Here is a 12,187-nt window from a genome sequence, read left to right as displayed (position 1 = left end):
GCATTGCTGTACGAGTTGCAAGGAAGATATGAGGAAGCAGAACCACTGTATAAACAAGCCCTTGCACTGACGCAAGAACTTTTAGGAGAGCGCCATCCCTCTGTCGCCAACAGTATYAACAACCTCGCAGGGCTGTACGAGTCGCAAGGAAGATATGAGGAAGCGGAACCACTGTATAAACAAGCCCTATCTCTGATGCAAGAACTTTTAGGAGAGCGCCATCCCGATGTCGCCATCAGTATCAACAACCTCGCATTGCTGTATGAATTGCAAGGCAGATATGAGGAAGTAGAATCTCTCTATGTGAAAGCATTAGAGATTCTGGAAGTTTCTCTAGGGAATGAGCATCCACACACAAAAGCTTGTCGCAATAGTCTCCAGGCTCTCCGCGATCGCCAAACTCCCCCATCAAATTAAAATCGCATCACAATATTTTGAACTTTGAATTGCTGCTCATCATGAAGAGATAGGTGGGTGAGGCGTTCCCGTTCAGGAATAACGGAGCCGTCATTCCTCGCAGCGATGTTGCTAACTTCTGCCATGCGATCACCTGAAATTAGAGACTTTTGTAGACAGGCGATCGGCTCTAAACTTGTGAATCTTTTGAGGTTGTTTAGCTTTGGCTAGACTTGTAAAACTTGTTCATTGTGCACGGGGTTATCTTGAGGGGGGACGTGTTTAGTGTGTGGAGTTTGCGTTGTATTCTTAAATACGCTGATTGAAAGGCGATCGCTAATTTTCAAGGCTGTCTAAAAAATCTTGATATTTTTGTTGATGCTTTTCCTTGCGTGACCATGACTTCACTTTTTGAAAGTCTATTGGATGACGTTTGGCAACCATAACTGCTTGATCGAGACTTTGGCGATCGTTCCAGTGATAGAAAGCAGCAAGACGATCCATGACACATAAGGTTGGGGTGAGAATATGTAGATCTAATTCGCCAATCTTCTGCACTGTACATTCTCTATAGTCAATATATTCCTCACCAATCATGAGTGGAGATGGAGGAAATTCGACATAGTAGTTGGTATGGGGATGGATAAAATATCGACCTTCCTTGCTAAATCCTAGCTGGGACATAGCTTGTTCTAGTTTTTGAGAACTAGCAGGAGATATAAAATCAAGATCGTCGGATTGGTATTCATTCTCTGAGTACACCGTGACGACACCACCACCCGTAAGTATTGCAATGATATCTGCCTTAGTGAGCGCGTCTGAGACAATGGCAGCAATTTCAGCTAGGGATAGATCTTGATGTATTTGCAAGAGGTTTATCGGGTTTGCGTGGACGGCGACGTTGACGGTAATAGGCTTTGATTTCTTCAGATGGGGTAACTTTGAGTCGTTGAGCTAACAGGTTTCTAACTTGTTCTACAAATGGCGATCGCGGATTCCATGTGTAGAGGCGAGTTTTGCCAACTAAGCGACTAACTAATAAGCCTGAGTCTTCAAATTTTTGGAGTTGTTTCTGTACTGAACTCAACGATATCTCAAAGGTATCGGCGATCGCTTTGCCGTAGCCTTCATCATAATTTTCCAGATATAGCAAAACCTGTTCAGGTGTTTTACCGCCAAAGAGTTCTTTGAGCATAGGTTTTAAGTCTAAGACTATCTACCTATTATAGTGGTTATATTAACTTGATTATAGGTGGATTTACTGGGATTGATCTAGGGGCGATCGCCTGAAATTAGAGACTTTTGTAAACAGGCGATCGTTACCTCTAAACCTGCAAATCTTTGTAAGTTGTTTAGCTTAAGCTCTTGCGGATAAAAAATGTCCCACCAAAGTTATCTAGCTTCGACTTCGCTCAGCTAACGTTGGCTGAGCGGAGTCGAAGCCACAGGGACTTTAATTAATAGCAAGTCCCTATGGCTAGCGATCGTAAAACTTGCTCATTGTGCGCGAGATTATCTTGTGGGGGGATTAGGTAATAAAAAAAGCACCAGTCCCGAAGTGATGGGAATGGTGCTAAAGCTAGTTACAGGAGACTTTGAAAAACTTGTTAGGTCGTGTTTAGATTGTGGAGATTGCGTTTACTACAACTAAACCGCCGATCGTTACTGCGTAGAACTTGAAGATGAATCCGCCGAATTTGGTGACTGACATTTGCTTTGCTCCTTTAACCTCATGTACTTAGTATCTAGGTTTTAAAAGGTTGTGGCGGTGATGTGGTTCGACTGAGCTTGTGATTATGATCACTAAAGGAGTTTATTGTATGATTTTGCAAAGTAAATATCTGAAAAAGCTCTAATTACAACCGATTGCATGACTAAAAAAATCTTGATTTTGGCGGCGAATCCTCTAGAGACAGCTAGGTTGCGTTTGGACAAAGAGGTGGAAGAAATTCGCATGACTTTGCAGTTGTCACCAAATCGCGATCGCTTTGTGATTGAGTCTCGTGGGGCAGTGCGTCCGCAAGATTTACAACAGCATTTATATAATTTTCTATCAAGTTTAGACTGCTAAAAACTGTGAATAGTTGTCGTAAATTTGATGTGTTATTTCTGATAAACTAACGAACATACTGATTTCCTAAGGAGCAGTGCGTTGACAAGTGTGATTTTTGTTCGTGGGACTGGCGGTAGGCAGCAAGACTACGCTGTAACATTTCAGCAAATAGAGAATGCACTACTAAGGCGCAGACCAGATGCTAAGCTGATACCTTGCCTTTGGGGGGAAGAACCTTTTTTGGGAGCAAAGCTAAACGCAGACGGAGCTTCAATTCCTAACTATGATGAATCTCAAGGTGGTAAGAAACCAACTCCTGAAGAAGAAAACATTCGTCTATGGGAAGCACTCTACAAAGATCCTTTCTATGAAATACGCCTATTAGGTTTACGATCGCTCCAATCTCAAAACCCTATTCCTGGTAGGCTTACGCCTTCTCAAGAGTTTAAAGGTAGAGTTGCCAACCTCACTCAAGATGAAACTCTCAAAACTAAGCTTGATGCACTAGATCTTGGAGAGTTTTTTGGCAAAGCTTGCCAATTGATTACTGAATCGAAGCTTTTTGGCAGACTTTTAGAAACATCAGCTAGACCTCTAGATGGTGATTATGCTGCGATCGCGAGAGCTATTGTTGCTATGTCTGGGATTTTGTATGAAGAACGGGAATGGTTTAGTCCTCTCGTTGATGAAAAATTACGGGATGAGGCTGTCGATGCTATTTTTCAAGTTTTAAGTAAATTAGAAACATCGAGAGGTATTGTTGGGGATTGGATTACAGGACAATTTTTTAGTTGGGGCACGAATGCGATCAAGCGTAAGCGTGGTGCTATAACCGATGGAGCCTATCCTTTTGCGGGGGATATTATGGTCTATCAAGCTAAGGGTAAGAAAATTCGCGATTTTATTCGCAGTCAGATTGAGCAAGTTGAGCCGCCTGTTGTTTTGCTGGCGCACAGTCTTGGTGGAATTGCCTGTGTTGATTTGTTGATTGAGGAAGATTTACGCGATCGCGTCAAATTGTTAATTACGGCTGGTTCACAGGCTCCATTTCTTTATGAGATTGATGCTCTTCAGACTTTAAATTTTGGTGAGTCATTACCCAATCATTTCCCGAAATGGCTGAATATTTATGATCTAAGAGATTTTTTGAGTTATTTAGGTGAAGGGGTTTTCCCAGAAAGAGTCGTGGATGTGAAGGTCAATAATAAACAACCGTTTCCTGAAGCGCATGGGGCTTACTGGGCTAATCAAGAAACTTGGGATGCGATCGAGAAGGTATTGCCATGACCGCAGACTTAATACAACCTGAGAATGTATATGCACTAGTTGTGGGGATTGAAAAGTACAAAGGTGGCTCTGAATGGGACTTAAATGGTCCCGCCAATGATGCACTTAAATTTGCCAATTGGCTTTTAGAGTGTGGAGTTGAGCCAGATCATATCCAGTTATTTCTATCGCCGTTGGATAAAAATGCGGGGGTGATTGAGAATGCAAAGGCTAAAGGGCTTAATCCATTTCCTGCCGATCGCAACCATATTGACTCCGCTATTCGATCTAAACTTACCAGTCAGGGTAATCGAGGCGATCTGCTCCATGTTTTTTGGGGTGGTCATGGGTTTATCACAAAAACAGGTGCCACGACACGGCGATTGTTTTTTGCAGATACTGACAACATTAGTAAATGGAACCTCGACTTCAATTCACTGGTTGAAGCTCTAAGTACGTTTGCTACTGGTTCGGGGTTTAAACTGCAAAACTTTTGGATTGATGCCTGTGCTAATACCCATTACCAAGGACTATATGAAACGATTGGAGCTGAGGCAGCGGCTTCAAAGTTTATTACAAATGGGGAACAGGGAAAAGCAGAACAGTTTGCATTATTAGCAGCGGCTGAATATGGAGTAGCGACGAACGAATCAACTGTAGGGACAGGTAGGTTTTCTAAGGTGGTGTTAGACGAGTTACAACAAAATCTTCTATTCCCTGATATGAGAGCACTGGCGGAGCAAATTAAAGCTAATTTTCGAGAGCGCAAGCAATCGGAGCCTGTCTACAAGTGGTTGAAGGTTAGAGGTGATGAAGAGGAGGATGATCGACTTAAGATGAAAGATGTGGTTGCAACTCAAAAACCTCTCAGTCAAGCCCAGAAGCTTAAGCTTCAATACCTCCAGACAAAAGCTGAAGGTTTGCGTCAGGATCTGCAAATAGTGCAAGCAGAGATTGATGCAGTTGTAGATGTTTTGGTAGTGAGAAAACTAGAAAAACGTTTAGAGATAATCTTCGGGAAAATTGAACAAGTTAATCTGGATATTGAGAGATTGGAGCGGATAAGTGAGTAACCGTAATCATAAACAGGAATGGCTTTTGAGTCGTCTTTCCAACTTTAATCACGATAAGGAAATAGTACAAGCAGAGATCGATGCGACTACTGATGTTTTGACAGTGAGAAAATTAGAAAAGCGTTTAGACATTATTTTTGGACAAATTGAAGAGGTAGAGCAAGAGATTCAGCAAGAACAGAAAAAATGTAAGGACAAATTAGTTCAGAAAAAATTTGATGAGCTGATTGGGATTTTACAACCGAATGAATCTTTATGGGAGAAAATTCATCAGGCTTATCAAAACACTCTTTTGCACTGGGCTGTAAGAGTTAAGCAGAATGTGGATGATGTTCAGTCAATAGTGGCTGAACTCAATAAAATTTCTCAAGGTTCCCTTAGCTATTCTGCTTTGGAAGAATTTATAGCTAATCTCTTTAATGAAATATTTGATGTCGGTGTAAGTAATGCTTTAACTCAGTGGGAGAGAGAATATTGTCAGGATAGGGATTGGCTAAGATTGTATGAACAGATTCAGAAATCTCAGGAACGGCGTTTAGAAAAGGCTCAACCAGCAATTGTTATCACTATTACTCGTAGCGATGAAGCCTCTACGCAGTCTCAGGATGGTGAAACCTACTATCAGCTTGAATCTTGGTTAATTGAAGATATGGAAACCTATCAAACTAAGAAAACTGGTTTTCATTCTCTATTAGCTGCTGGTTCTCCAGATAATGCTCCCTGTTTACTGGAGGATCTGCTACAAAACATAACGCATTTACTTGATCGCTTGATTAGCAAACAAGTAAAGCACTGTCAAGGTTGTGAAAACTATCCGCAAATCCATGTCTTTTTGCCCCTAGAACTGATGCATTTGGGTGTTGATGTCTGGTCAATTGATTCAGGGAGTAACCGATCCAATTATCTAGGGCATGACTATTTAGTTTTTATTCACTGTGCTAATCGGTATGACGGCAATTATAGAAAAATGCCAAGCTGGAAAAAACTTTGGAAGCGTCATCAAGGTTTACTGCTAGAGTCGGCTCAAAACGTATTTGTTGAAGGACATGACAACGATCTTGATGATCTGATGGAAATCCTAGACGATGCTGTGCAAAGCGATCGCATTGTGGGTTTACAAGTCACTGATGCTCCAGTTGATACAGAGAATCTTGTTTATGAGTTGCTGGATCATGGATTGCCGATCGCAATTTGGTCACGGACTAACTTGGCAGAGTCGGCGCATCGGACTCAGGTAAAGGCATTGCTAGAATCTTGCTGTTTAGAGACTTTGCCCTCAGTGGTTAAAGAGAAACGCGCAGAAACTCGCAGACCTCGAAACAAAAAAGAGTTGCATATCGGGCATCACTTGTCCTTTTTGTGGGACGATCCACATTTTTATCCACCAAAATCTGCTTAAGTAGAGGTTCTATGAGTAAATCACCGAAAGAGTCACCGAAAGATTGGAAGTTGTTTCATGGAGATAATCGCGCTCCCCATGAGGCAATTACGGAGTTGCCTGAAGCCCCACCTTGGCGACCATTTGGCAATGATAAAGATGGCGAGAGCCGTCAAAAACGTCGCGGCGAGACATTTCAAGCGCAACCAGAAGAGATTGAAATGGTTAACGCAGCTCTCTATTTGCGTCGTCCTTTGCTACTGACGGGCAAACCAGGAACGGGGAAATCCTCATTAGCTTATGCAGTTGCCCATGAGTTAAAACTCGGTGAGGTGCTGTACTGGTCTATTACTACGCGCACGACGCTTAAGGATGGACTTTATAGCTATGATGCGATCGGGCGATTGCAAGAGGTTAAGCAATCTAAGGATGGTGGTGAAGATGGATATATCGAAGATCCTCAAAAGATAGCTGACTACATTACCTTAGGGGCATTGGGGACGGCTTTGTTAGAAAGCGATCGCCCACGTGTGTTGATTATTGATGAAATTGATAAGAGCGATATTGACTTACCCAATGACCTGCTAGCAATTTTTGAAGAAGGACGTTTTGAAATTCCTGAGTTAGCGCGATTAGAAAAAGATGATGATAATCAGGATAAATCAGAGCCGATCGCGGTGAGAGTGCGAACTGCCTATACCGATGAGGCTGAGTCTACCTATAGCGATCGCAAAGTCACGATTAAAGGAGGACGCATTATCTGTAAAGAGTTTCCCTTAGTGATTTTGACCAGTAATGGCGAGCGTGATTTTCCGCCTGCTTTCTTGCGGCGTTGTTTGCGGCTTAATATGCGCGACCCCGATCGCGAACAATTGGAACGGATTATCAAAGCCCATCTCAAGGACTGCGATCTCTCCGCAAGTCAAGTTGATGAATTGATTACCAGTTTTCTCCAGCGACGCGATCGCAGTCGGGAGCAGCTAGCAACTGACCAATTGCTCAATGCTTTGTTTATGATTGTCCGCGAGCGTGAGTGGATGGGCAATGAAAAGGAAGACTTAATCGATCGCTTGTTAGCGCCTTTAGATCGACCTTTGGAAAATAAGGAAAAGGTACGCAAATCAGAATCAGCACCTAAAGAAAAATGATTGATCGCTTACTTATCGCTATGCAAGAACGAGGACTGCTCCTGAGCGATCGCGAAATCGACGCTTACACTGAGGCGCAGTCATTTTTGCATGATGAGGATATAGCCGATGCGCTGTGGTTAGCGTCAAAGATTGGTGGTGCTTATGAAGTTATAGAACCTCAAGAGATAGAGGTAATAGAACCTCTGCCAGAGATTAGTGTGACTGAAAATGTCCTTCCGCCATCTCTGCCACCTTTGCCACCTTCCTCTGTTCCTGCTTATATCCCACCGTCGGCAGTTAATCGCGATCATGAAATTAGTGAAGTCCCAGAGCAAGGTTTACCGATTCAAGTAAAATCGGCTCCCGCTCTACCTGATAGCCGTGCGATCGCCCGATCGCTGCGTCCTTTAATGCGTAAAGTCCCGTCTTTGAATCGGGTGGAGCTAGATGAAATCGCAACGGTTAATCGGATTGCGGAGCGGGATATTTGGTTGCCGATCTTGAAGCGATCGCCTGAACGTTGGTTTGATATAGAGCTAGTGATTGAGGCTTCAGAGTTTAGTTTTATTTGGCAAGATACCCTTGATGAGTTTCAGCGTCTTTTAGAAAATCAAGGGGCTTTTCGGAATGTGCGGACTTGGTATGTGCGTGAGTCGGAGCAGGGGCAACCTCGGCTAGTCAAAAAGCGGCAAAATATGAATGGTGAAATGGATGCCCAAATAACTGCTGAGTCAGACCTGTCTAGTCGTAGTCCCAAGGAATTGATCGAAGCTTCGGGGCGATCGCTGGTTTTATTTGTGAGTGATTGCCGATCGCGGATTTGGCAACAGGGACAGATTCATGATTGGTTGGCGCTATGGAGCAAGCATAGTCCTACGGCGATCGTGCAGCTTCTGCCCGAAAGGTTGTGGAAGCAAAGCGAGTTGGATGTGGGTTTTGCGGTGCAGGCTAGCTCTTTGGTCGCGGGTGCATTTAACTCGCAACTGCAAGTTAGAGAGATTGGCGTTCGTACCAAGATTAATCCTGCCGATGCGTTGACTTTGCCTGTGGTGACGCTGACGGCTAATGCCCTCAAGCAATGGGCGCTAGTGGTGACGGCAGGAGGTCGGCAGAGGGTTCCTGCGCGATTGTTTGACCTGAGTTGGGTCAAAGATCCAGAGCGCGATCGCACGGCGGCGATCATTCAGCCTAAGTCTGCTGAGGCAAGGGTGGAGCTATTTATGGCGACGGCTTCGATCTTGGCGCAACAATTGGCGGGGATGATGGCGGCTGTGCCTGTGGAGATGTCGGTGGTGCGGTTAATTCAACAGGAGTTACTGCCTGAGCTTACGCCTGTGCATATTGCGGAGGTCTATAGTAGTGATCTGTTGGAGCAGGAGAGTCAAGCAGATCATCCTATACGTTACAAATTTGTCAAAGGGGTGCGGGGTTTGCTGAACGATCGCACGCCTTTAGATGAGACTTTTCAGGTGATTGAGGAGCTATCACAGCATATTGCGAGAACCTTGGGCTTTGAGATTGATAGTTTTACGGCGTTGTTGTCGCCTAAGTCGGATTGGACTGATGCTCAAAAGGATGCGATTCTTCCCTTTGCTCAGATTACAACGGAGGTTTTGCATCGGTTGGGTGGTGAGTATGCGGAATTAGCGGAACTTGTGGAACGCGATGCTAGGGAGCGATCGGATTGGATTCAACCTATCGAAACCGATGCACCAATTGATGATGGTTGGGATGGTTTCCCTAAGTTGGAAGTGCTGACTTTTACGACGGCGCGACTGGTGGAGACAGAAACGGAAACTTGGTATCCACCTCTTCAGACTGAAGAATATACAGTGGCTACGATTAGCATTGATGATGAAACTCCAACTGCTTCTGGTATTGAGTTAGAGCTATTCAGTTTTAAGGTAGGTTCTATTGTCAAATCAGGTGATGATTGGGTAGTGCAGAAATCTGAGGGACAAGCCTATCGGTATGTGGAGCAGCTTAACGAAGATGTGGTACTAGAGATGGTTAGCATCACTGGTGGGGAATTTATGATGGGTTCACTTAATAACGAGGTAGAGCGCCGTAATAGTGAAAGCCCTCAACATTTAGTGACAGTGCCAGATTTTTATATGGGTAGATATCCTGTTACACAGGCGCAGTGGCGAGCAGTGGCGGCGATGCCTCATGTAGAACGAGAAATTGATCCTAACCCATCAAACTTTAAAGGAGATACTAGACCTGTAGAGCAAGTGTCATGGGAGGAAGCGATCGAGTTTTGTGTTCGGCTGAGCGTACATACCAATCATCAATACCGATTACCAACGGAAGCTGAGTGGGAGTATGCCTGTCGCGCAGGAACGACCACACCATTTCATTTTGGTAAAACAATATCTCCCGAATTAGCAAATTATAATTGTAAAGTTGCCTATGATCTTATTCGTGGGACTTTTCCAAAGAATAAGAATAGGAGTAAAAGTATAGACAAAACTACACCTGTTTCTCACTTTGATGTTGCGAATGCTTGGGGTCTATCTGATATGCATGGAAATGTTTTAGAGTGGTGTCAAGATCATTGGCATGGAAACTATGAAGGTGCACCTAAAGATGGTAGTGCTTGGCTGATAGATAACTCAGAAGATGCTATTCGAGTATGGCGCGGTGGTTCTTGGATATCTAATCCTTGGTATTGTCGCTCTGCGTGCCGCAACGTTAACGTTCCCGCTGATCGTTACTTCAATCTAGGATTTCGCGTGTCATGTTCAGCTCTAGAGACTCTTCAATCTCACACAGAAGAGTGATCGCCCTTTACCCTCTAGCCCTTTTGCCCTTTACCCGTTTTTTTTGACTGCGAGGTTTTCGTGTTCTGCGCGATCAAGCTTTTTGAGCAAATCTTATGGTAGATAAATAGCTAGACAAAAGAAAACTTAAAAAGTAGAGATTAAGATCCCCGACTTTATTCTAGGCAAGCAAAGATAATTTGCAAATTTACAGAAAAAGTCGGGGATCTCGGCATTTACAGATTGCTTGTGCTAACCTAAATTACTACTTTCTTAAACAATGGCGACCTTAACCATTCAAAAAGAGCAGAAAACCGCCCAGTATTTCCGCGAAAAGCTGGGTAATGAGATCGAGTTAGACATGATCTTGGTGCATGGCGGTGATTTCTTGATGGGTTCGCCAGAAACTGAGGACGAGCGTAGTGAAGATGAAAAGCAACATCCTGTAACTGTCAAATCATTCTTTCTAGGACGCTATCCCGTCACACAGGTGCAATGGCGCATCGTTGCCGAAACTTACGATCAGGTGAATATTGAACTCAATCCCAATCCATCAAGCTTTGAAGGAGCTAAGCGTCCTGTCGAGCAGGTGTCTTGGTATGAAGCTCAAGAATATTGCGATCGCCTAGCCAAAAAAACTAAACGTCCCTATCACTTACCCACCGAAGCCGAGTGGGAATATGCCTGTCGCGCAGGAACCACCACACCCTTTTATTTTGGTAATACCATTTCCACAGAATTAGCTAATTACGATGGTAATTATATCTACGCTAATGGTGTCAAAGGTGAACATCGTAACGAGACAACTCCTGTAGACCATTTTAATATTGCTAATGCTTGGGGTTTATGTGATATGCATGGCAATGTATCTGAATGGTGTCAAGACCATTGGCATAGTTACTACGGCGCATTTGTAGAGGGGAATGCTTGGGTAACAGATAATTCAGATTCTCCTCGTATCAATCGCGGCGGTTCTTGGATCAGTTATCCTAGGGGTTGTCGCTCTGCGAGCCGCGGCAACGACTTTCCCGATGCTCGTTTCAATGGTCTGGGATTTCGCGTGTCATGTTCAGCTCCAGCGACTCTTCAGCCCCCCACAGACCAGTCCTAACCCTTTACCCGTTTTTTTTGACCTAGGCGATCTTTATGCCCACCGTCACCATCCACCGACACAAAGCCACCAACCAGTTCTACGATGAAAAGTTGGACGATAAAACCCATCTGCGGATGATGCAGATTCCCGCAGGTACATTCCTGATGGGTTCACCCGAAAGTGAAGAAGGACGACTTGATAGCGAAAGTCCACAACATCAAGTTTCTGTATCCAGTTTCTTTATGGCTAAATATCCCGTCACCCAAGCGCAGTGGCGAATAGTCTCGAAAATGCCTCAAGTAAAGCTAAAACTCAAGCCAAGTCCATCAAAATTTAAAGGAAATAATAGACCAGTAGAGCAAGTGTCATGGGATGAGGCGATCGAGTTCTGTGAACGGATGGCTAAACACACTAAGCGACAATATCGATTACCCACCGAAGCCGAGTGGGAATATTCCTGTCGTTCAGGAACCACCACCCCATTTCACTTTGGCGAAACCATCTCTCCCGAACTAGCAAATTATGATGCCAGCAATGCCTATGGTGATGGAGTAATAGGAGAATATCGAGGGGAAACCACTCCTGTAGACCATTTTAAAATTGCCAATGCGTGGGGGCTATGCGATATGCATGGCAATGTTTTTGAGTGGTGTCAAGACCATTGGCATAGTGACTACGAAGGCGCACCTGAAGATGGAACTGCTTGGCTGACAGATAACTCAGATGCTTATCGTGTATGGCGCGGCGGTTCTTGGATCTATGATCCTCAGAATTGTCGCTCTGCGTACCGTGACGACTACTATCCCGATGCTCGTGACTTTAATCTGGGATTTCGCTTGTCATGTTCATCTCCAGCGACTCTTTAACACCCCACAGCCCTAACCCTTTACCCCTTTTGCCCTTTACCCATTTTTTTGCCCCCTAGCCCCCAATTTTGGAGGGAACAAAAAATAACAGTTTTTCAAAGTCCACTAGAATTGGGGGATTTAGGGAGCTTAATAAATCAAAATGAAGATAGAGAGATTTGTGTGGAAAG

Annotated in this window: 12 protein-coding genes; 9 read left to right on the top strand and 3 right to left on the bottom strand. The window is 44.1% G+C overall.

All coding sequences use genetic code 11. The features are described 5' to 3' along the window. Window positions 1-417 (top strand): tetratricopeptide repeat protein (locus B9G53_RS21365; RefSeq protein ID WP_141211845.1); only part of this gene is annotated, 417 nt, incomplete at its 5' end. Here B9G53_RS21365 and B9G53_RS28715 read toward each other — a convergent pair. The 3 genes from B9G53_RS28715 to B9G53_RS21355 all read right to left on the bottom strand — a co-directional run bounded on the left by B9G53_RS28715 (window position 414) and on the right by B9G53_RS21355 (window position 1,591). Continuing rightward, entirely contained in the window at window positions 414-542 is a 129-nt protein-coding gene (locus tag B9G53_RS28715) for a hypothetical protein (RefSeq protein ID WP_254923762.1), read from the bottom strand. The genes B9G53_RS21365 and B9G53_RS28715 overlap by 4 nt on opposite strands. A 190-nt stretch (window positions 543-732) precedes the next feature. After that, window positions 733-1,266, bottom strand: coding sequence for a hypothetical protein (locus B9G53_RS21360; RefSeq protein WP_094535487.1), 534 nt, complete (start codon window positions 1,264-1,266; stop codon window positions 733-735). After that, window positions 1,235-1,591: a hypothetical protein gene (locus tag B9G53_RS21355; protein WP_094535486.1), complete on the bottom strand. Its 357-nt coding sequence runs from the start codon at window positions 1,589-1,591 to the stop codon at window positions 1,235-1,237. Before B9G53_RS21355 ends, B9G53_RS21360 begins: the two co-directional genes overlap by 32 nt. Window positions 1,592-2,266: 675 nt before the next feature. Here B9G53_RS21355 and B9G53_RS21350 point away from each other — a divergent pair. The 8 genes from B9G53_RS21350 (at window position 2,267) to B9G53_RS21315 (ending at window position 12,017) form a co-directional block, all read left to right on the top strand. Continuing rightward, window positions 2,267-2,467: a hypothetical protein gene (locus tag B9G53_RS21350; RefSeq protein WP_094535485.1), complete on the top strand. Its 201-nt coding sequence runs from the start codon at window positions 2,267-2,269 to the stop codon at window positions 2,465-2,467. Window positions 2,468-2,557: 90 nt separating this feature from the next. After that, complete coding sequence (locus B9G53_RS21345; protein WP_217901647.1) at window positions 2,558-3,736, top strand: hypothetical protein; 1,179 nt, start codon at window positions 2,558-2,560, stop codon at window positions 3,734-3,736. Beyond that, on the top strand, window positions 3,733-4,788 hold the full coding sequence (locus B9G53_RS21340) for a caspase family protein (protein WP_094535483.1): 1,056 nt from the start codon (window positions 3,733-3,735) through the stop codon (window positions 4,786-4,788). Before B9G53_RS21345 ends, B9G53_RS21340 begins: the two co-directional genes overlap by 4 nt. Further along, entirely contained in the window at window positions 4,781-6,187 is a 1,407-nt protein-coding gene (locus B9G53_RS21335) for a hypothetical protein (RefSeq protein WP_094535482.1), read from the top strand. The genes B9G53_RS21340 and B9G53_RS21335 overlap by 8 nt, the downstream gene beginning before the upstream one ends. A gap of 11 nt (window positions 6,188-6,198) precedes the next feature. Next, entirely contained in the window at window positions 6,199-7,314 is a 1,116-nt protein-coding gene (locus B9G53_RS21330) for a MoxR family ATPase (protein WP_094535481.1), read from the top strand. Next, a complete protein-coding gene (locus tag B9G53_RS28710; protein ID WP_094535480.1) occupies window positions 7,311-10,079 on the top strand; it encodes a formylglycine-generating enzyme family protein in 2,769 nt (922 codons plus the stop codon). Before B9G53_RS21330 ends, B9G53_RS28710 begins: the two co-directional genes overlap by 4 nt. A 259-nt stretch (window positions 10,080-10,338) precedes the next feature. Then, entirely contained in the window at window positions 10,339-11,169 is an 831-nt protein-coding gene (locus B9G53_RS21320) for a formylglycine-generating enzyme family protein (protein ID WP_094535479.1), read from the top strand. Window positions 11,170-11,204: 35 nt separating this feature from the next. Further along, entirely contained in the window at window positions 11,205-12,017 is an 813-nt protein-coding gene (locus B9G53_RS21315) for a formylglycine-generating enzyme family protein (protein WP_094535478.1), read from the top strand. The last annotated feature ends 170 nt before the right edge of the window (window positions 12,018-12,187 follow it).

The sequence above is a fragment of the Pseudanabaena sp. SR411 genome, from assembly GCF_002251945.1.
In the GTDB taxonomy this organism is placed as follows: domain Bacteria; phylum Cyanobacteriota; class Cyanobacteriia; order Pseudanabaenales; family Pseudanabaenaceae; genus Pseudanabaena.
Note: the sequence above shows the minus strand (reverse complement) of the source record. Positions and strands in the feature narration are given on the sequence as shown.

What these genes read in the sequence shown, in the direction of transcription:
- B9G53_RS21330 (WP_094535481.1), top strand. Translation starts at nt 6,199, where the DNA reads ATGAGTAAATCACCGAAAGAGTCACCGAAAGATTGGAAGTTGTTTCAT.
- B9G53_RS21340 (WP_094535483.1), top strand. Translation starts at nt 3,733, where the DNA reads ATGACCGCAGACTTAATACAACCTGAGAATGTATATGCACTAGTTGTG.
- B9G53_RS21350 (WP_094535485.1), top strand. Translation starts at nt 2,267, where the DNA reads ATGACTAAAAAAATCTTGATTTTGGCGGCGAATCCTCTAGAGACAGCT.
- B9G53_RS28710 (WP_094535480.1), top strand. Translation starts at nt 7,311, where the DNA reads ATGATTGATCGCTTACTTATCGCTATGCAAGAACGAGGACTGCTCCTG.
- B9G53_RS28715 (WP_254923762.1), bottom strand. Translation starts at nt 542, where the DNA reads ATGGCAGAAGTTAGCAACATCGCTGCGAGGAATGACGGCTCCGTTATT.
- B9G53_RS21315 (WP_094535478.1), top strand. Translation starts at nt 11,205, where the DNA reads ATGCCCACCGTCACCATCCACCGACACAAAGCCACCAACCAGTTCTAC.
- B9G53_RS21355 (WP_094535486.1), bottom strand. Translation starts at nt 1,591, where the DNA reads ATGCTCAAAGAACTCTTTGGCGGTAAAACACCTGAACAGGTTTTGCTA.
- B9G53_RS21320 (WP_094535479.1), top strand. Translation starts at nt 10,339, where the DNA reads ATGGCGACCTTAACCATTCAAAAAGAGCAGAAAACCGCCCAGTATTTC.